Below are 19,107 nucleotides of genomic sequence, written 5' to 3'. Positions count from 1 at the left end.
GTTCGGAAAATACGGCGGCTGACACCGCGCTCGACCTTTTGAATGATATGACCGAACCGGACCTTCCTTGCCGATCCCTGGGGTTTCCCCTATCTTGCGATCGCCGTGCTGGCAGGCGCGACCTAACAGGAGCGTGTTCGTGCCTGCCCGGGTATCTGCGTTTATTTCCGAGATCGGCCCATCGCCGGCAGTTCGGCTGGCGGCAGGGCGGCTGGCGACAGCCGCGGCGGCTTTGCTGCCGAGCGCCACCGGTCTGGGGATCGCGGGCGCGCTGATAGTGGGATACCGCGAACGGGCGCATCTCGGGATCCGCCCCGACCTCGGCGTCGGCTATTGGCTCGGGATCGTGGGCGCGGGGATGATGCTCGTGCTGCTCGCCTATCCGCTGCGCAAGCGGTTTGGACGGGCGATCCCCGGGTCGGTCGGTTTCTGGTTTCGCTTCCACATGCTGCTCGGGCTGCTCGGTCCGCTGGCGATCCTGTATCACGCGCGCTTCCGTTACGACGCGCTCAACAGTGGCGTCGCGCTGGCGGCGATGCTGATCGTCGCGGGCAGCGGGATCGTCGGGCGGTATTTCCATCGGCACCTCTATCGCGGTTACCGGCTGCAACATATCGAGGCGAGCGAGCTCGGCGATACGGTCATGGCGGCGCGCGCCGCCGTGAAAGAGGATGCGGACGACAGCGTCCTTGCCGAACTCGCGGCGTTTGCCGCACGGGCTGCGGACGTCCGCGGTTCGCTTCCGGTCACGATCGCGAAGGCGCTGGTGCTGACGCTGGCGATGCGATTGCGCAAGCCCGCCTTGCTCCACGAGATCGACCAGCACCTCGCGCAGGTCGCAATCGAACGCGGTTGGTTGAAGGCGGACCTCAGGCAGCATCGGCGCGACGCCGCGCACCATCTCGACAGCTACTTCCGCGCGGTCCGCAGCGCCGCCACCTACGGTGCGTTCGAACGGCTGTTCGCGCTGTGGCACCACTTGCACCTGCCGTTGTTCGGCTTTCTCGTGCTCGCGGCGATCACGCATGTCGTCGCGGTTCACCTCTACTGATGCGCCGCGGATTGATCCTGACGCTCCTCGCGGTGCTGCTCGCGGTCGCGGCGTTCACGATCGTAACGCGCGAAGTGCTGGAGAGCGTGGTCAGCCCCGGGCCGCTCAGTGCGCCGCACGCCAGTTTGCGCGGACGGTGCCTCGCCTGCCACGTGCCGTTCGCCAAGGCGGCACAGAACACGACCTGCCTCGCCTGCCACGCCAGGGTGGGGCGCGACATCGCGGCGCATCGCGGCTTTCACGGGCGGGTGCCCGCGATCGCCACGGAGCGCTGCAGCGCCTGCCACAGCGACCATCGCGGCAAGCGCACCGCGATCGTACAGTTCGATCCGCATCATTTCAATCACCATCTCACCGATTTCGCGCTGACGGGCGCGCATCGCGGCGTTGCCTGTACCGCGTGCCACAAGCCGCCCCGGAAGTATGCGGATGCCCCCGGTACGTGCGCGGGATGTCATGCAAAGCAGGACGTGCACCACAATCGGTTCGGCAAGGCGTGCGCGTCCTGCCACGACACGCGGTCGTGGAAATCGATCCACGCGTTCGATCACGCGCGCACCGGCTTCCCGCTGGTCGGCCTGCATCGCCAGACGACATGTGCCGGCTGCCACGTCAACGGCCGGCTCGCGGGAACACCGCGCACCTGCATCGCCTGTCACCGCAAGGACGACGTCCACCACGGCCAGCGCGGCACCGAGTGCGCGGCATGCCACACGCCCGCGGGGTGGAAGTTCGCCACCTTCGATCACAATCGCGACACGGGGTTCCCGTTGGTCGGCGCGCACGCATCCACCGCCTGCGCCGGGTGCCACGGCAAGGCCATGGCGCAACGGCACCCCAAGACGACCTGTATCGCCTGCCACGCGACCAACGATGTCCATCACGGGCGGTTTGGCGGCGACTGTGCGACCTGCCACGCGCCGACACGCTGGCCGGACGTCCATTTCGACCATGATCGGATGACCCGCTTCGCGCTTCGGGGGGCGCACCGCACGGTCGCCTGCACCGCCTGTCATGTCGGGCCACTGCATAGCGTCCGGCCGCCGTCCACCTGCATCGGCTGCCACCGCGCCGACGATCCGCATCGCGGTCGGCTCGGGACCGATTGCGCCGGCTGCCACGATGAAACGCAATGGCGCGCGGCGCTCGGATTCGATCATGGCCGGACGCGTTTCCCGCTGGTTGGCCAGCACGCCCGCATGGCTTGCGTGGGCTGCCACGTCGACCGCAGCTTCACCGCCAAGGGGCTGACCTGTACCGCCTGCCACGCCGACGATTTCCACAAGGGTCGCCTTGGCCGGACGCCCGACTGCGCGCAATGCCACGTCCCGGCCGGATGGGACCGGTGGCGGTTCGACCATGCGCGCCAGACCGGGTTCGCGCTCGACGGCAAGCATCTCGGTCTAGCCTGTGCGGCATGCCACCGGGTCGCGGCGCCAACCGCCAAGCTCGACCCGACCTGCTACGCCTGCCACCGATCCGACGACGCGCACCACGGCGCCTTCGGCCGGCAATGTGGCCAGTGCCATTCGACCGAGGGGTTCCGCCCGGCAAAGGTACAAGGGCAGATCGGTGCTTCGACGCCGGTCAGGATGCCCGCGGCGGCCTGTCCGGCGGACCGTCTCCACGGCGGGGTCGCGCGATGCTGGCAGCTCGCGCAACAATCCCCGCTCGGCGATATCAGGAGGCGTCGATGAAAGTGCTGCCGCGCATCGTCTTCTGCCTCGCGACCCTGCTGTTTTCGATCACGGTGTTCGCGCAGGGACCCGGGGGGCACGGCATCGTCGACCGGCTGGACCATTATGCAACCGGCTTTCCGCTCGAGGGCGGGCATGAACGTGTCGCCTGCGAGGATTGCCACCGCGGCGGCGTTTTCAAGGGGACGCCGCGGCGCTGCGGCGACTGCCACAACGGCGTCCTGGCCGAAGCGCGCGGACCGCGGCACATTCCGACGGCGCTTTCGTGCGACAGCTGTCACTCGGTCCAGGACTGGCGGTTGTCGCGCTTCGACCATAGCGACGTGCTCGCCGGATGCGTGCGGTGCCACAACAATTTCACCGCGCCCGGCAAGACCGCGACCCATCCCGCAACCAGCAACATTTGCGAGGATTGCCACGACACGGTCCATTGGAAGCTGCTGCTTCCGGGAATCCACGCGATCGCGCGCCCACCGGCCGGGCGGACGCGGGAGGGATCGGCAGGATGATTGCCGATCTTCCTCCCACCACTCCAGATCTGCCGCGACCGTCGGCGACCGCTCCTCCGCCAGTGGATCGCATCGTCGCCCTTTGCAGCAATGGCGCAACGTCCGCCCTGCCGAACGATTCCGCAGTCCCGCCCGATCCGACCGCCGACGCCACACGCGAACGCGACGCGGAGGATGCGATCCGCAGCGGCGATCCGACACGCGCCTGGGCGTTGCTCGAACCGCTCGCCGCCGCACCGGGCAATCCGCACACGCCCCGCGCCTGCGAACTCATCGGGATGCTACGCGAACGCGCTGGCGGGCAGGAGGACGCCAGACACATCTATCAGGACTATCTCCGCCGCTTTCCGCAGGACGAAGGCGCGCCGCGCGTTCGGCAACGGCTCGCTGCGCTCGGCGACTCCGGACCAATGGGCACGAGGGCCGCCTCGCCAGCCGTGCGCGATACCCCTGCGGACCGGGTATCGGTTCGGGGAGTCGTTTCGCAATTCTATCTGCACGACCGCAGCAGGAGCATCTTCCTCACCGCGCAACCGGCGACCGCGTCGACCAATCCCGACCGACGCGACAATGTCGACGAACTGCTGAGCGTGGCCGATATCGTCGGTCGCGCAACACTCGGCACGACCCGGATCGAAGCCCGCGCCTCGTTCGGTCATGTCGCCGAATATCGCCCCGTGATCCTCGTCGGTGCCGATCGCAACCGGGGCTCGTACGATCTGCTCGACCAGCTCTATCTGGACGTCGCGATCGATCGCCTGAACACGTCGCTGCGGATCGGGCGGCAGACCCGCTATGGCTCGGGGATCTTCGGCCGCTTCGACGGGGTTCGGGCCGGGGTGGACGTCCGGTCCAATGTGCGGCTCAACCTCGTCGCCGGATTCCCGGTCTGGTCGGAACGCCAGACCTGGGTCGACCGGTCGCGGCCCTTTTATGGCCTCGGCGCGGATCTCACCTCCCCGAACGGGCGGCGATCGATTGGCGTCTATTGGTTCGATCAGCGCGCCGCTGGGCTGGTGGATCGCCAGTCGATCGGGATCGAGGGGCACAGTGCGTCGCGCGTGCTGTCCCTGTCCGGCCTGGTCGATTTCAACGTTGCGTTCGGGACGCTTGATGCCGCGTTGCTCAACGCCTCGATCAGGCTCGGTCGCACGTCGAACCTCGCCGTCCTGCTGCAACAGTTTCATGCCCCGACGCTGTCCCTGACCAATGCCGCCCTCGGCCAACCGACGCCGTCGCTGGATGTGGTCCGCGATCTGTTCGCGCTCGACGCGTTGCAACAGGCCGCGCGGGACCGGACGCTGCTGACCCGATCCGCGAGCGTTACCTATTCCCATGATCTGTCGGCGAAATGGCACGTCATCGTGGATGGCAGCGTGTTCTCGACCGGTGCGTCCCCGGCATCGTTCGGCGTACCGGCCTTCCCCGCCACCGGAACCGAAATCGCCATTGGGGTGCAGGCCATCGGCGACGGGCTGATGCTGCCGCGCGATACCTGGCTGGTGGGCCTGCGGACGGCGACATTGCAACGATCACATCTCTACGCGGGCGACCTCACCGTCCGCCTGCCGGTCGCGCCGCGACTGATGCTCGCCCCGCGCCTGCGTTTCGCGCTGCGCGACCAGCGGCTTGCGACGGGGGATCAACGCGTGATTGCGCCATCGATGCGGCTCGTCTGGCGCCCGATCCGCAACACCGAGCTGGAGGCGGAGGCAGGCGGCAATTTCATCTGGCAGCGGTATACCACCGATCGCCTAATAGGGACGCGGTTCGAGCGCGCCTTTATCGGGCACATTGGGTATCGCCTGCGGTTTTGATTCAGGCGGCGGACCTTCCTGAAGCCCCGCGAGCAGCCCGACCCGAACGAGGTTCGACGTGCCGTGAACGTTGATCTTGGTCATGATGCTGGCGCGATACACCTCGACCGTGCGCACGCTGAGGTGCAGGTCGTGCGCGATCTGCTTGTTGAGATGCCCGGCGACGATGCCTTGCAGGACCTGTCGCTCGCGCGGCGACAGGCGCGCGACCAGCTCGCGGGCTTCGGCACGGGCGTGCGCCTCCATCGCCGCGTTGCCCGATCCGTCGCCGCCGGCGAGCGCGCGCGCGATCGCATCGAGCAGGGTCTGCGGATCGAACGGCTTTTCCAGGAAATCGCGGGCGCCGAGCTTCATCGCCTGTACCGCCAGCGGCACGTCGCCGTGCCCCGTAATCAGGATGACCGGAATGTCGACGCCTCGGTCCCGGAGCAACATGAGCAGGTCGACGCCGGTGACGTCCGGCATGCGCACGTCGCTGACGATACAGTCGCTGTGCACAGCATAGGGATGGCCGAGAAAATCGCTGGCGGACGGATAGGCGCTGACCGTGAAGTCGGCGGCGGTCAACAGCCGCACCAGCGATTGGCTGACATCGCCATCATCTTCGACCAAGGCGATATGCGGGTTATGCGGCAAGGCGGCTTCCCTCCGCCCGGGCAAGCGGCAGGCTGAACCAGAAGCGCGTTCCGGCACCGCCGTTCGCTTCGCATCCGATTTCGCCCCCGAACGATTCGACGATCGTCTTTGAGATCGACAGGCCGACCCCCAATCCGTCGCCTTTGGTCGTCTCGAACGGCGTGAAGACGAGATCGGCGATCGCCGGCGCGATTCCCGTTCCCGTATCCACGACCGAAATCACGATACCGGCGTGTCCGTCGGCCCGCGCCTCGATCGTGATCATCCGGACCGCGGCGTCGCGCATCGCCTCGATCGCGTTGCGGATCATGTTCAGCAGTACCTGCTGGATCTGGACCGGATCGACCTCTACCGCGCCGAGTCCCGGCGCGACAGTCACGTCCAGCCGGACTCCGGCATCGCGCACCGCAAACTGGACCAGCGAAACCGCCTCGGCAACGATGTCGGCGACCGTGATGACCTGCCGCGTCTCGGGCGCGCGCGCGACGAAGACTCGCAACCGCTTGAGGACCGCCCCGGCGCGCAGCGTATGCGCAAGCGACGTGTCGAGCGCGTCCGCAATCTCCGCGCGATCGATCCGTTCCCGCGCGATCTCGATCTTCGCCGCGCCAAGGCACGCGCTGATCGCAGCCAGCGGCTGGTTGAGTTCGTGCGCGATCGCGGACCCCAGTTCGCCCAGGGCGGTCGCGCGCGATACGTGCATCAGCTGGCGCTGGACGTCCTCGAGCCGCGCGGCCGCCGCGAGCCGTTCGGTTTCGTCCTGCACATGGACGGTCAGCCAGCGCCCTTCCCCCGACGGGACTCGGGACGCGGTCAGCAGCAAATGCAGCGCGCGCCCGGTTGCCGTCGTGCCGCGTGCCTTGACGGCCAGGTCGCTGCCCGATGCGGACAAGTCGCTCAGGACGTCAGCCAGTGATCGTTCGTCCGGATCCTGTCGGATGACGAAGGCCTCGAGCGAACCGCCAAAGACCGTGTCGGGGGCGACTTCGAACAAGGCGCATCCGGCGGCGTTGATCCCGCGCACCCGCCCCGCCACGTCGATGATCACGATTGGCGCCGGCAAATGGTCGAAGATCGACTGGAGATGCGCTTCGCGGAGCTTGATCTGCGCGGCAAAGGCATCGCGATCGGCCCGTTTCTGCCGGCGCCATCCGCCGATGACCGCGAGACAGGCGGACAGGCATGCCACGACCGCAATATTGCGAAAGGTCAGCAGCGTCATTGGAACGCGGTAGGCCATCCCGATCTGCAACAGGAGGTTCATCGCCGCACAGTGCAACCCGCCGGTCATCCCCGTCCGGACGGTAACGACCAATATCGCGGCGATCGCCCACAGGAACGGAAGCTGGATGCCGAACTTGAGATCGAAGACGAGGGTGACGATCACTGCGGCGAACGACGCGGCCGATGCCGTGAGCCAGACGAAGACGCCCTGCCGCGACGGCAAAGGGGCTTCATCGAGCATCAGCCAAAGCCGCCGCATCCCTGCCCTTTCCGGTTCCTGAAACGAACCGTCCGAACGATACCACGGGTTGCCGTAACGTCAAAGTGGGGATGAACGTGCGGTGAACGGCTTACGCCAATGTGATTATAACGCTTGCGTAGAGACCGCTGCCGACAGCCCCCGGGATGCGCGTTTCGTCCTCGACCAATGCCCCCCGCGCGCGGCTCTCGTGCGTCAAATCGATGACGTACCAAAGTCGGTCGCGCGAATCCTTAACGCCGTATTAGTACTGTATTGCTGGTAAACCCCGGATGCTATGTCATTCGATTGGGGTAACAGTGAACGCAATGGGGGTCGGCAGTCATACCTGTCCGACAAGAAAGCTTCCATCGCGACATCTCCCCTAAAACACGGAATCGGCACGGTATGTTCGGTTTCGCGGTTGTGTAAAGGGCGTATCATGTCGATAGCTTTACTGGAATTTCGCCAAGAACAATCGAACATCATGTTCCTGCCCGATCCGGTAGAGCCATTGGCTCCTCCCGATATTGGTAAATACTCGTTCGATCAGCAGATGCGCCTGCTGCGCAAGCCACCGGTGCAGGGGACGCTGGCAGAGACCGTCTTGTCGATCGAGAACGACACGTTGCGGTTCCGGAATCGCCAGGTCGGACAGCGGGTCGACGAGGTTCTTTCTCTCGTCCAGTCCAGTCCGCTCGCGGGTGCGCATACGACACTGGTCTTCACACAACCACGGCCGTTCAAGCTCCCGATACTCTTGCGCCTGCGCGCGGAACGGACCGAGCAACGCACCGTCGCCGCGACTCTTACGATCGTCGATCTGGAACGACGCCACCACCTTCCCGAAACGCTGCTGCAACTGACCTTCGGGCTGACCAGGGCCGAAGCGACGCTGGCATCCGCGCTGGCCGGGGGCGAGACGTTGCAGGAAATCGCCGAACGGACCAACGTCCGCATGCCGACGCTGCGGACACAGCTTGCCAACGTGCTCGCCAAGACCGGCACCGCACGGCAACCGCAGTTGATTTGTCTCCTCAGCAAGATCGCCATGCTGACGGGGGAAGATTGGTGAGACCATGCGGCGGGCACGGCATGTGCCGCATCGCGCGACGTTCGCGGTACGTAATAGTGCTGTATTGGCTTTGAAACGGCTCGAATTATTCAGCGGTGGTGAGCATTAATTGCCACGTTTGCGACCCAACTGTTCGCGCCGGTTGCCATCTGCCAATGGCAATCGGTGCGACCTTGCCGACAGATCCGCGCGTTGCGGAGCCAGCCAGGTCTGGTCGTTCACCGCCGTCTTGCGGGCCAAGGCTCCTTCTGCAGCGCACCTCGGCGCTTCGGGTAGGTTGGCGTAGGGAACGGTAATCTTCCTACGATCAGAACGTCTTGAAGGCCAATCCGGCTTGACCGCGACCGCTCGGATGACCGATAGCCCGGCGCGTCGATGTGGGAGAGACCGGGGGCATCCCGGCGCCGAAGGAGCAACCGCCCCGGAAACTCTCAGGCAAAAGGACCCCTCGACGTATAACATCTGGAGAGTGACGCAGGTATCGCGTCCGCCGACGGGATAGCGATCTCAGGCACAAGGGACAGACGGGGCATGCACGGCCGGGCAGGACCGGCGGAAGGACCGCATGCTGCCCGATCTGGCTCTCACTCCTCTCGACCGCGACATCCACCGCCCCATCAGTGTCGCTGAGCTTTTCACCATCGGGATCGGACCATCGAGTTCCCATACGGTGGGACCGATGCGCGCGGCGTTCGATTTCGCGCAACGCGCCCTGGCGCTCAAGGCGGTGCCGGTTCGCGTCACGTGCGACCTGTACGGCTCGCTTGCGCTGACCGGGCGCGGCCATGCAACGGATACGGCCACGATCCTTGGTCTTGCCGGCTGGGAGCCCGAACGGCTCGATCCCGACGCCGCCCCCGCATTCCTCTCCGGGATACGCACGAGCGGCTATCTGATGCTCGGTGGGATCGCGGCAATCCCTTTCGCCGAAGACGACGTTGTTTTCCATCCGCGCGAATTCCTGCCCGAGCATCCCAACGGCATGACGTTCACTGCAACCGGTGCCGACGGCAGCGCGCATACCGAAACCTATTTCTCGATCGGCGGCGGTGCGATCCTGCGCAAGGGGGCACCCTGCGCAGCGACCAATCTCGCGGTCCGGCACCCCTTCTCGTCCGGCGCCGACCTGCTGACGATCGGCGATGCGACGAACCTCCATATCGCCGACATCGTCCGTGCCAACGAGGAGTCTTGGCGCGCGCCTGCGGAAACCGACGCCTTCCTCGACGCTGTTCGCGCCGCGATGAGCGCCTGCATTGATCGCGGCATCGCGCAGGATGGCGTGCTGCCGGGGGGCCTCAAGGTGCGACGGCGCGCCCGCGCGCTGGCGGCGGACCTTACGGGCGAGCGGCCCGGCAGCAATCCCGCCGAAGTGTTCGAATGGGTCAGCCTGTGGGCGCTCGCGGTCAACGAGGAAAATGCGGCAGGGGGTCGCGTGGTGACCGCGCCGACCAACGGCGCGGCGGGCGTGCTGCCGGCCGTGCTCCGCTTTTACGAGACGCTCGTGACGGGAGCGACCGCACACGGTGCGCGGACGTTTCTCCTCACCGCCGCCGCGATCGGCATGCTCTATAAGAAGCGCGCCTCGATCTCCGCGGCGGAGATGGGCTGCCAGGGCGAGGTCGGCGTGGCCTGTTCGATGGCTGCGGGCGCGCTTGCCGCGGTGCTGGGCGGCAGCAACCGCCAGATCGAGAACGCCGCCGAGATCGGGATGGAGCACAATCTCGGCCTGACCTGCGATCCGATCGGGGGACTGGTGCAAATCCCGTGCATCGAACGCAACACGATGGGCGCAGTCAAGGCGATCAATGCGGCGTATCTCGCGATGCGCGGCGACGGCAATCACGTCGTCAGTCTGGATGCGGTCATCGAAACGATGCGGCAGACCGGGGAAGACATGCGCTCGAAGTACAAGGAAACGAGCCTGGGCGGGCTGGCGGTCAACGTCGTCGAATGTTGATCATCGGATCACAGTGCAACGTTGCTGCGCGGAGGACCTGTTCGCGGGCTCGAACGCTTCAAACCCAGCGCCCTGCCATGACGAGAGGACAAAGCCACCGAAGCTATTGACCAAAAGGCGCCGGTCCTCGCACAACCCTATGGTCGGGGTACGGATCCGGCGTCGCATGCAATCCCTGCATGCCTGAGAGGTGCCGCCGATGACCCGACGTACGACCGGCCTGGCGATCCTTGCGATGCTCTTGTCTACGACCCCATCCATGGCCAAGGGACCGGCACGCCCCCCGCTGGCGAGCGTCTCGCATATCGCGATCTATGCCGAAGACCTCTCCAAGAGCGAGCGGTTCTACGTCCAGGATCTGGGCGCGGTCAAAATGCCGGACCCCGAGGCCTCGGCGGGCGCGCGCTATTATTTCTCCGCGACCCAGTTCGTCGAGGTGCTGCCGCTTCCCTCGGGGAATCGCTCGATCAACCGCCTGGCCCATGTTGCGTTCACCACGGCGAACGCCGAGGCCATGCGCACATATCTGGCAGCGCAAGGCATCGCGGTCCCGGGACGGCTGACGTCTGCGCCCGATGGTAGCCGGTGGTTTTCCGTGACCGATCCCGAAGGCACAATGGTTCAGTTCCTCCAGCCCCCTGCCCGGCTGCCGGACGTGCCCGTCAATGCGCTCTCGAGCCACATCATGCATTTCGGCTTCATCATCCACAACCGTGCCAACGAGGATCGTTTCTACAAGGGCGTGTTGGGCCTACGCCCGTATTGGGAGGGCGGCATGCGCGACGACGATACCACATGGGTCTCGTTGCAACTCCCGGAAGGCCGCGACTGGATCGAATATATGGTCGTGGGGACACCCGACACGAAGGGCATACCCGCAGGCATGTCGGCGGCGAACCTCGGGGTGCTCAATCACTTCGCGCTGGGCATTCCCGATGCGCGCGCGGCGTACACCTTGCTGTGGAACGGCAAGCGCCTCGATGGGCAGGACCAGACTCCCAAGATCGGGCGGGACGCCAAGTGGCAGCTCAACCTGCTCGATCCAGACGGGACGCGCGCCGAGTTGATGGAGTTTCACGCGGTCGGGAAACCCTGCTGCTCCCCCTTCCGCGCGCCCGATCCGCAGCACTAGACCCTGACGACGCGAAGGTGCGCGGACGACGACCGTTCCGCATCCGCGGGGAGGCCGTCGCCCCCCGGCAGAAGATCAGATCGCTGTCCGAATGCCCACGACAGTCGCGGGATCGTAGGCGCGCTTGTAACCGAAGCCCGTTTTCACCGTGGCACCGCCATCACGGACCGACTGCAGGATCGCGTGGATGATCCGCATGTCCTGCAACCCTTCCTCACCCGGTGCGACGTTGGGGGCGCGACCGCGCACGACGTCCGCGAACCAGTTCATCTCGTTCCCGAAATGATCGATCTCGGCGACGCGTGGCTGGTCATCATCCTTCCCGCCGACGATCCGCACCGCGTTGCCATTGTAGAAGCAGCCGGGATCGGCGACCAGGCGGCGTTCCGTACCGATCGCCTGCCACGCCATCGTGCCGGGCTGCGAGAAACAGGACGAGCCTTCGCCGATTGCGCCGGACGGGAACTTCATCTGCCAGGCGATCATGTCCTCGACCGTCTTGAAGCGCGGGTCGTTCCGGTCCGTGCGTGCCCAGGCGCGCACTTCGGTCGGCTCCTCGCCAAGCAGGTAGCGCGTGGCGTTGATGCCGTAGATCCCCATGTCGGCGAGCGCCCCGCCCCCGGACATCGCCATGTCGAGTCGCCAGGCGTCGGACGGGTCGGATAGACTGGTCTGCTTGCCCATGACCGTCTTGATCAGCCTCGGCGCGCCGACGACGCCCTTGCGCATCATCTGCATGGCCGAGACGTTGACCGGCTCGAACAGGCAGCGGTAGGCAATCATCAGATGCTTCTGCGCCGCCTTGCCCGCGGCGATCATCCGCTCCCCCTCGGCCAGCGTGACCGCCATCGGCTTTTCGCACAGCACGTGCTTGCCCGCCTTGAACGACCGCACCGTGAAATCCGCGTGCATTGCATTGGGGAGCACGATGTAGACGATCTGAACCTTGGGATCGCGCGCGATCGAGTCGAAATTCTGATAGCTATAGATCGCGCTGTCCGGGAGCCCGAACTCGGTCGCCCATTTCTTCGCTTTTTCGGGCACGCCGCTGACGAGCGCTGCAAGATGAACGCCCTTGGTCCGCTTGAGCGCGGGCAGGATCTGCCCCTCGCTCAGCTTGCCGAGTCCGACGACCGCGACGCCAACCGAATCCTGCTCCCGGTGCGGCGGGAGTGGCCGCTGCGCCCGCGTCATCGCCGGGATCGCAAGCGTTGCCCCCACGCCCAGTCCGAGCATTCCACGCCGTGACACTTCGCTTGTCATGCTTGTCTCCGTTCAACCAGGATCTGTCTGCTTCGAGGGACCGCGGGATGGCACGGCCCGCGCTGAAACACAGGAAAAACCAGGACCAGCCTATTCGCGGTGTTGCGGGATCTTCGTACCCAGCAGCACCAGCCGCTCCCCGGTGACGCCAAACCAGTGCGGGGTACCTGCGGCGATCAGGAACACGTCGCCGGTTCGCAACTGCCGGGTCGTGCCCCCGACGATCCGGCTACCTTCGATCAGCGTCGGGTTGGTCGTGGCGGGATCGATCATCGTCCCACCGGATATCATCGTGCCGCCACCCGCCAATACGACGACATATTCGGCCTGATCGGGATGGACCGCGGGTTTGCCGGGCTTGCGCCAATATTCGATCGCCGCACTGGCATCGCCTGCGCGCAGGATCGGCTGATACGCAAAACCCTGACCGGGCTTCAACGCCCTGCGCATCGTCTCGATCTGCGCGGTGACGTCCGCTGCGGTGACATGTGCTGCCGGAGCGGTCACGTCCCGGGCTTGCGCCAGCACGGGGGCCGCGAAACACAGCGCGATCCAGCCCGTGGCTGCGAGTGTCGCGTGAGCAAAGGTGCTGGCAGTGCTGATGACGGTGCTCCCGGCTGAGGCTGGATCCTGCCTCGTTGCGACATAGGGGTGTTCCACCATTTTAAGCACGTTACCGGTACCAAGGCTACTGCCGGGTGCAAGGGCAGCCGTCTGACGAACTCCATGCAAACGACAGCATCGCTTCAACCGCATGCTTGCGCAGAGCCGCCGGGATCCGCATCATCCGAAAGAATAGGTAGAGGATAACGCATGTTACGATTGCTGACGCTCAGTGCCGCGATCGTTGCCGTGTCCGGTCCGGCGTGCGCCGACCCCCGGCCTGCCGCCGATACGTTCCCCGTGACGATCGCCGTCGATGCGGGCGATCCCGGGAAGCCGGTGGATCCGGTCTGGCGCTTCTTCGGCGCGGACGAAGCCAATTATGCCACGATGAAGGACGGGCGCAGCACGCTGGCGACCCTCGGTGCGCTGAGCCCCGACCACGTCTATTTCCGCACCCACAACCTGCTGACGTCGGGCGACGGTACGCCGGCGCTCAAATGGGGATCCACCGGCATCTACAGCGAGGACCGCGATGGCCGTCCGGTCTACGACTGGACCGTGGTGGATCGAATCTTCGACACCTACCGCGCGCGCGGCGTCAAACCCTATGTCGAACTGGGCTTCATGCCCGAGGCCCTGTCGACCAGACCGCTGCCGTATCAGCATGACTGGCGCCCGGGCAGCGGGAGCTTACGGACCGGCTGGGCCTATCCCCCGCGCGACTATGCGCGCTGGGAGGAACTGATCCACCAATGGGTGCTCCACTGCATCGCGCGCTATGGCCGCGCCGATGTGGCGAGCTGGTATTTCGAGACGTGGAACGAAGCCAATTTGCCGCAATATTATTGGGGCGGCACGCGCGACCAGTTCTTCCGGCTGCACGATGCCGCGGTCCGCGGCGTCAGACGCGCGTTGCCCGAGGCGCGTGTCGGCGGACCCGACAGCGCCGGCGCGGGGGACGATTTCCTGACGGCGTTCATGGCGCATGCGCAGGCCGCGGGAACCCCCACCGACTTCCTCTCCTTCCATGCAAAAGGCCAACCCGAGGTGATCGCGGATGCGAACGGCAGCCACGTGCGCATGGGGCTAAACACCCATCTCAAGGCAGCCGACCACGAATTCGCCGCGATCGCCGCCAACCCGGCGTTCCGCACCAAGCCGATCATCATCGGCGAATCGGACCCGGAAGGCTGTGCCGCGTGTCAGGGGCCGGCCAATGCGTACCGCAACGGCACGATGTATTCGAGCTACACCGCCGCGTCCTTCCCGCGCCTGCTGGCGCTCGCCGGGCGCCGTGGCCTAGATCTCGAGGGGATCCTGTCCTGGGCGTTCGAGTTTGAGGACCAGCCGCCGTTCGCCGGTTTTCGGCAACTGACCTCGAACGGGATCGACCTGCCGGTGATGAACGTCTTCAAGATGTTCGCCAAAATGAACGGGCGGTATGTGCCCGCCATCTCCGATCATCAAGCCGCGCTGGATACCGTGATGCGGGACGGCGTGCGCGGCGCGGCGGACGTCGGCAGCGTTGCCACCCTCGACGGTGCGTCGCTTGCTGTTCTGGTATGGCACTATCACGACGACGACCAGGCCGGACCGACGGCCAGCGTAAAGCTGCGACTGCATCGCTTGCCCCGCCCCTTCTCGGCTGGGGTGGTGCTGACCCAGTATCGCATCGACCCCCGTCATTCGAACAGTTTTGCCGCTTGGCAGGACATGGGGTCGCCGCTTGCGCCGACGGACGCGCAACGCGCCGTTCTGCTGAAAGCGGGTGCCCTCGCGTCCATCGAGACGGATCCGGCCCGGCTTTCGAAGGATGGCCGGGATGCAGAACTGACCTTCAAGCTGCCCCGCCAGGGCGTTTCGCTGCTGGTCATGACCCCGATGAGCCGTCCTGCGAAGCATCGATAGCGTCGCAACGGGCAAGTGCCTGTCGCTATCGCGGCAACCCTTCGTTTGTCACGGAATCTGTCTGGAAAGGCTCGATCGTTCTGGAGGCACCGGACGAATGGGATGAAGGCCGCATTCGTCGCAGTAACGGAGCTGCATCTCGCCCAATATCGTCGTTCCATCGCTTACCCAGGCGACCGCGACTCTCAAGGATGCAACCGTCCGCCGCATCCACGTCACTCGATGTCGAATGGCCCGTTTGCAACAGATGCGCGGGTTGTTCAGTCCCAACGCCGCTCGCCCCGCATCAGCGCTTCCGCTCGGGCCACCAGGAGACGAGGATCGAACGGCTTTTTCACGTAGTCGTTGGCCCCCTCGTAGCGCGCAATACCTTCATCGGAGTCCCCGACGCGTCCCGTCAGCATCAGGACCGGGATATCGCACAAGGCGGCCGACTTGCGCATCTCGCGCACGATCTGGACGCCCGTCATTTCCGGCATGCTGCAGTCGAGAATGACGAGGTCGGGGGGACGCCGGCAAATCACCTCATACGCGTTGCGCCCGTCACTCAGCCAGCCGACGGCATGGCCGGCGGCCATGAAGGCGTCGCACACGACTTCGGCGACCACGTCGTCATCGTCGGCGAAGATGATCCTACCCATGCCAAAAATTCCCAAAACCGACACTGTGCGGCAATTGATGCAGACCCTGTAGACAGGCCCTAAAACGACGCTCTTGGGACGCAAAAGTTCACCCGGCCCGGGAAATTGTTACTTGCCGGGCTCGATCCTAACGGTCTGGAATATAGGCTTGATACAATCGTTCACTTACGCGGCGCGCTGCAACGTCGACGACACTTCCGCCACGACCCGGGTCCAGTCGTCGGGCGCTGCGGTCACCAGCGACCGTTCGGCTTCCGCCGCGATCTGTCCCAGTTCGGCTTCACCGAAGAACCCTGCGCTGCCCGCAAGCTTGTGCAACATCGATGCAAGGTCCGTCACCAGAACGCCATCGAGCGCCTTCCTTCGGGCCGCTTCGGCGATCGCTTCCAGCGTCTGCACGCGCCGGACCGCATAGCGTTCGGCCGCCGATTTCATTGCGGGCATCGGTTCGATCGGACCGGGAGCGGCGGTCACGGCATCGCTCGCGCCGTCTGCGCGACAAAACCTCGTCACGATCGCCTGAATGTCGCGAAGACGCACAGGCTTGGCGAGATGCGCCTGCATGCCCGCGGTGTGACACGCCTGCACATCCTCGACATAGGCATTTGCGGTCAGCGCGACGATCGGCAGCATTTCCGCCGAGAAGCCGCCCGCGCGGAGCCGTCGGGTGGCTTCGAGCCCATCGATGACCGGCATCTGGACGTCCATCAGGACAAGGTCGAAGGGCTTGCCCGAGCGCGCCGCTTCCTCGACCTTTGCGATCGCTTCCGCGCCGTTGGTCGCAAGCGTCGCGTCGAGGTCGGCGGCTTCCGCCAGCGCCAGGATCAGCATCTGATTGATATCGTGATCTTCGGCGATGAGAACTCGCGCCTGGCCGACGACCGTCGGCGCAGCGGGCTCGCTCGTCACTATCGTGGCGGCCACCGCTGCCGGATCGCCCGCCACCAGGGGAAGGGTGACCGTAAAGGTCGTGCCACGTCCTTCAACGCTGCGAACGGTGATCGTGCCGCCCATCAACCGTGCCAGATTGCTGCTGATCGCAAGCCCCAGCCCGGTGCCGCCATATTTGCGCGCAGTCGACGAATCCGCCTGGGCAAACTGTTCGAAGATCATGGTCAAACGGTCGGCCGCGATACCGATTCCCGAACCCCCGTACGAAAGCTGTGGTCACGATCATTCCCCTGTACACGACGAGACAAAGGCAGGAGCGGCCCCCCCCGCTCCCGCCAGTTCGATCAGCCAATCAGACCGAAGTTGCCGTGAAGGTGAACGTCTCCGTGTAGGTGCCCGCGGGTGCAGCGTTCGCGGAGAAGTTCTGCGACGTCGCCGTGTTATTGGTATCCGCCGCGACGTTCATGTTGAGCGACAGGACCAGCGGAATCCCGTTGGCGATCCCTTGGGTATAGCCGGTGCGCGACCGGGTGAACTGGTTGACGTTTTCCTGCCCGCTCCCCGGGAAGGTGTCGTGCGCGGCGATCGCGAAAGCGCTGTCGCTAGGGGAATCGAGGATGAGATCATAATTGATCCGCTGCGTGACGCCGCCGACCACCTGCGTGAGATCCCCGTTGGTCGATCCGACGATCAGCTTGGTGCCGGATGCGGAATTGCAGGACAACCGCAAGTTGGCGACGGTTTGCTGGTTCGCCATGGCGATCGAGGCGGTGCCGCTGGACACGTTGCTCAGCGCGACGTTGCAATAGGGGGCGACGACGCCCTGAACGGTCAGGCTTTCGGCAAAGGCCGGCGCACTGGCGAGACATGCTGCAGTTGCAGCGGATGCGAGGATTATAACATTTTTCATAACGACCTCTCCCTTGTTGACGAACGCAGCCCGCACATATTGCGAGCAAGGATGTCGCGACGGTTGAACCACTGCGACATTCTTACGGTACTGCGAACAATTAGCTGTAGCGCCTACAGGGTTGCCTATATAAAATTGAGTAATTTACCTTTTCGAGCCCGTTAGAAAGCCTCGACCTTCAGCAATCGATTGCAGATCCGCTATGAATGCCATGATACAGTCACTGATCCGCCAAGCGGTAGACTGGTTTAGCAAGACACCGGCGATGAGCTCGCGGCGAACTGAGCTGCTGCCGGTTTCGTGGACACCGAGATAAGGTGTTTTCGGAACCGGAGGGTGTAAATGCAACGACGGAAGTTCAGCCGAGAGTTCAAGCTCGAGGCGGTGAAGTTGGTCCGCGATCGGGGTGTGGCGGTAGCGCAGGCTGCCCGCGACCTGGACCTGCACGAGAACGTGCTGCGCAAATGGGTCCGCGAAGCGGAAGCTGATCCCCAGTCGGCATTCCCGGGCAACGGTCAGATGAAGCCCGAGCAGCAGGAGATTGAGCGGCTGCGCCGCGAGTTGGCCCGGATGAAGGCTGAACGTGACATATTAAAAAAAGCCGCGGCCTACTTTGCCAGGGACTCGATATGAAGTTCGGGTTCATCGCAAAGCATCGAGGAATCTGGCCGGTATCATGGCTTTGCGGGGCGCTCGATGTCTCGCGCAGTGGTTTCCACGCCTGGCTCGTGCGGGCGCCAAGTGCCCGGTCGCGCAGCGACCAAGTGTATGCAGGAAAGATCCGCGCCAGCTTCATCTCCAGCTACCGAACCTATGGTGCGCGTCGCGTCTGGCACGATCTCTTGGCCGAAGGCCTCGTCTGTGGCCTGCATCGGGTCGAACGGCTGATGCGCGCGCACGGTCTGATGGCGCGGCCGCGACGCCGCGGTCTGCCCAAGGATCATGGCGAACGCTCGGTGATCGCGGGCAACGTGCTCGATCGGCAGTTCAGCGCGGACGCGCCGAACCAGAAGTGGGTGGCCGACTTCACCTACATCTGGACCGCCGAAGGATGGCTGTATGCGGCCGCGGTGATCGACCTGTTCTCGCGGCGGGTGGTCGGATGGTCGATGAGCGACACGATGACGGCACAGCTCGTGACTGATGCGCTGGTCATGGCGATCTGGCGACGCGGCAAGCCCGATGCGCTGCTGCATCACTCCGACCAGGGTAGCCAATATACCAGCCAGCAGTTCCAGCGGCTGATGGCCGACAACGGCGTCACCTGCTCGATGAGCCGGTCGGGCAACGTCTGGGACAACGCTGCGATGGAGAGCTTCTTCTCCTCGCTGAAGACCGAACGCATCGCACGCAAAACCTACCGCACGCGCAATCAGGCAAGGCAGGACGTGTTCGATTACATCGAACGCTTCTACAATCCCACACGCAGGCACTCGACCTTGGGCTATCTCAGCCCCATGGACTTCGAGAAGCAAGCTCATGTAGCCTAACTTGGTGTCCATGAGACCGGCAGCAGCTCATGAGACTGCCAAGGCACACAGGGGATAGG

Annotated in this window: 16 protein-coding genes and 1 riboswitch; of the genes, 9 read left to right on the top strand and 7 right to left on the bottom strand. The window is 65.0% G+C overall.

Annotated features, from left to right (window positions below; translation table 11 throughout):
- The first annotated feature begins 139 nt into the window (after positions 1–139).
- From RI03_RS03810 to RI03_RS03795, 4 genes are read left to right on the top strand one after another with little or no spacing between them, the layout of a single operon-like run.
- Entirely contained in the window at positions 140–1,051 is a 912-nt protein-coding gene (locus RI03_RS03810) for a hypothetical protein (protein WP_238542249.1), read from the top strand.
- Positions 1,051–2,748, top strand: coding sequence for a cytochrome c (locus RI03_RS03805; RefSeq protein ID WP_010215337.1), 1,698 nt, complete (start codon positions 1,051–1,053; stop codon positions 2,746–2,748). The genes RI03_RS03810 and RI03_RS03805 overlap by 1 nt, the downstream gene beginning before the upstream one ends.
- Positions 2,745–3,257, top strand: a complete 513-nt coding sequence (locus RI03_RS03800; RefSeq protein ID WP_010162401.1) for a hypothetical protein — start codon at positions 2,745–2,747, stop codon at positions 3,255–3,257. The genes RI03_RS03805 and RI03_RS03800 overlap by 4 nt, the downstream gene beginning before the upstream one ends.
- Positions 3,254–5,074: a hypothetical protein gene (locus tag RI03_RS03795; protein ID WP_238542247.1), complete on the top strand. Its 1,821-nt coding sequence runs from the start codon at positions 3,254–3,256 to the stop codon at positions 5,072–5,074. The genes RI03_RS03800 and RI03_RS03795 overlap by 4 nt, the downstream gene beginning before the upstream one ends.
- Here RI03_RS03795 and RI03_RS03790 read toward each other — a convergent pair.
- Both RI03_RS03790 and RI03_RS03785 read right to left on the bottom strand, forming a co-directional pair.
- Positions 5,012–5,710, bottom strand: a complete 699-nt coding sequence (locus RI03_RS03790; protein ID WP_010215334.1) for a response regulator transcription factor — start codon at positions 5,708–5,710, stop codon at positions 5,012–5,014. The two genes, RI03_RS03795 and RI03_RS03790, sit on opposite strands and share 63 nt — an antisense overlap.
- Positions 5,700–7,193, bottom strand: coding sequence for a sensor histidine kinase (locus RI03_RS03785; protein ID WP_010215332.1), 1,494 nt, complete (start codon positions 7,191–7,193; stop codon positions 5,700–5,702). The genes RI03_RS03790 and RI03_RS03785 overlap by 11 nt, the downstream gene beginning before the upstream one ends.
- A gap of 277 nt (positions 7,194–7,470) precedes the next feature.
- Between RI03_RS03785 and RI03_RS03780 the strand changes: the two genes are divergently transcribed.
- The 3 genes from RI03_RS03780 (at position 7,471) to RI03_RS03770 (ending at position 11,339) form a co-directional block, all read left to right on the top strand.
- Complete coding sequence (locus tag RI03_RS03780) at positions 7,471–8,247, top strand: helix-turn-helix transcriptional regulator (protein WP_238542245.1); 777 nt, start codon at positions 7,471–7,473, stop codon at positions 8,245–8,247.
- Between the two features lie 368 nt (positions 8,248–8,615).
- A riboswitch (glycine riboswitch) is annotated at positions 8,616–8,703 on the top strand.
- Positions 8,704–8,812: 109 nt separating this feature from the next.
- The gene (locus tag RI03_RS03775) at positions 8,813–10,207 is read left to right on the top strand and encodes an L-serine ammonia-lyase (protein ID WP_081504197.1); all 1,395 of its coding nucleotides are present in this window, start codon (positions 8,813–8,815) and stop codon (positions 10,205–10,207) included.
- A gap of 199 nt (positions 10,208–10,406) precedes the next feature.
- Positions 10,407–11,339, top strand: coding sequence for a VOC family protein (locus RI03_RS03770; RefSeq protein WP_037514774.1), 933 nt, complete (start codon positions 10,407–10,409; stop codon positions 11,337–11,339).
- Positions 11,340–11,414: 75 nt separating this feature from the next.
- On the opposite strand, the gene RI03_RS03765 is transcribed toward RI03_RS03770, so the two are convergent.
- The gene (locus RI03_RS03765) at positions 11,415–12,602 is read right to left on the bottom strand and encodes a Gfo/Idh/MocA family protein (protein WP_238542244.1); all 1,188 of its coding nucleotides are present in this window, start codon (positions 12,600–12,602) and stop codon (positions 11,415–11,417) included.
- Between the two features lie 90 nt (positions 12,603–12,692).
- Positions 12,693–13,265, bottom strand: a complete 573-nt coding sequence (locus RI03_RS03760) for a cupin domain-containing protein (protein ID WP_238542243.1) — start codon at positions 13,263–13,265, stop codon at positions 12,693–12,695.
- Positions 13,266–13,415: 150 nt separating this feature from the next.
- Here RI03_RS03760 and RI03_RS03755 point away from each other — a divergent pair, with 150 nt between their 5' ends.
- Positions 13,416–15,116 carry a GH39 family glycosyl hydrolase gene (locus RI03_RS03755; protein ID WP_037514759.1) on the top strand — a complete coding sequence of 567 codons (1,701 nt, stop codon included), beginning with the start codon at positions 13,416–13,418 and terminating at the stop codon, positions 15,114–15,116.
- 260 nt (positions 15,117–15,376) lie between these two features.
- On the opposite strand, the gene RI03_RS03750 is transcribed toward RI03_RS03755, so the two are convergent.
- From RI03_RS03750 to RI03_RS03740, 3 genes are all read right to left on the bottom strand, one after another.
- Positions 15,377–15,757: a response regulator transcription factor gene (locus RI03_RS03750; RefSeq protein WP_037514757.1), complete on the bottom strand. Its 381-nt coding sequence runs from the start codon at positions 15,755–15,757 to the stop codon at positions 15,377–15,379.
- Positions 15,758–15,922: 165 nt separating this feature from the next.
- Complete coding sequence (locus RI03_RS03745) at positions 15,923–16,891, bottom strand: response regulator (protein WP_274517554.1); 969 nt, start codon at positions 16,889–16,891, stop codon at positions 15,923–15,925.
- 109 nt (positions 16,892–17,000) lie between these two features.
- On the bottom strand, positions 17,001–17,558 hold the full coding sequence (locus tag RI03_RS03740; RefSeq protein WP_010215316.1) for a hypothetical protein: 558 nt from the start codon (positions 17,556–17,558) through the stop codon (positions 17,001–17,003).
- Positions 17,559–17,900: 342 nt separating this feature from the next.
- On the opposite strand from RI03_RS03740, the gene RI03_RS03730 reads away from it, so the two are divergent.
- Positions 17,901–19,048 (top strand): IS3 family transposase gene (locus tag RI03_RS03730; RefSeq protein WP_086011715.1). Its coding sequence is split into 2 segments (ribosomal slippage): positions 17,901–18,159 and positions 18,159–19,048, totalling 1,149 coding nucleotides; the frame shifts between segments, so codons are not numbered across the junction.
- Positions 19,049–19,107 lie beyond the last annotated feature (59 nt).

Source organism: Sphingomonas sp. PAMC 26621, from assembly GCF_000251145.1.
In the GTDB taxonomy this organism is placed as follows: Bacteria; Pseudomonadota; Alphaproteobacteria; order Sphingomonadales; family Sphingomonadaceae; genus Sphingomonas.
Note: the sequence above shows the minus strand (reverse complement) of the source record. Positions and strands in the feature narration are given on the sequence as shown.

Coding starts and splice junctions, on each gene's coding strand:
- RI03_RS03805 (WP_010215337.1), top strand. CDS start 1,051: ATGCGCCGCGGATTGATCCTGACGCTCCTCGCGGTGCTGCTCGCGGTC.
- RI03_RS03800 (WP_010162401.1), top strand. CDS start 2,745: ATGAAAGTGCTGCCGCGCATCGTCTTCTGCCTCGCGACCCTGCTGTTT.
- RI03_RS03795 (WP_238542247.1), top strand. CDS start 3,254: ATGATTGCCGATCTTCCTCCCACCACTCCAGATCTGCCGCGACCGTCG.
- RI03_RS03785 (WP_010215332.1), bottom strand. CDS start 7,193: ATGCGGCGGCTTTGGCTGATGCTCGATGAAGCCCCTTTGCCGTCGCGG.
- RI03_RS03780 (WP_238542245.1), top strand. CDS start 7,471: ATGTCATTCGATTGGGGTAACAGTGAACGCAATGGGGGTCGGCAGTCA.
- RI03_RS03775 (WP_081504197.1), top strand. CDS start 8,813: ATGCTGCCCGATCTGGCTCTCACTCCTCTCGACCGCGACATCCACCGC.
- RI03_RS03770 (WP_037514774.1), top strand. CDS start 10,407: ATGACCCGACGTACGACCGGCCTGGCGATCCTTGCGATGCTCTTGTCT.
- RI03_RS03765 (WP_238542244.1), bottom strand. CDS start 12,602: ATGACAAGCGAAGTGTCACGGCGTGGAATGCTCGGACTGGGCGTGGGG.
- RI03_RS03760 (WP_238542243.1), bottom strand. CDS start 13,265: ATGGTGGAACACCCCTATGTCGCAACGAGGCAGGATCCAGCCTCAGCC.
- RI03_RS03755 (WP_037514759.1), top strand. CDS start 13,416: ATGTTACGATTGCTGACGCTCAGTGCCGCGATCGTTGCCGTGTCCGGT.
- RI03_RS03750 (WP_037514757.1), bottom strand. CDS start 15,757: ATGGGTAGGATCATCTTCGCCGACGATGACGACGTGGTCGCCGAAGTC.
- RI03_RS03740 (WP_010215316.1), bottom strand. CDS start 17,558: ATGAAAAATGTTATAATCCTCGCATCCGCTGCAACTGCAGCATGTCTC.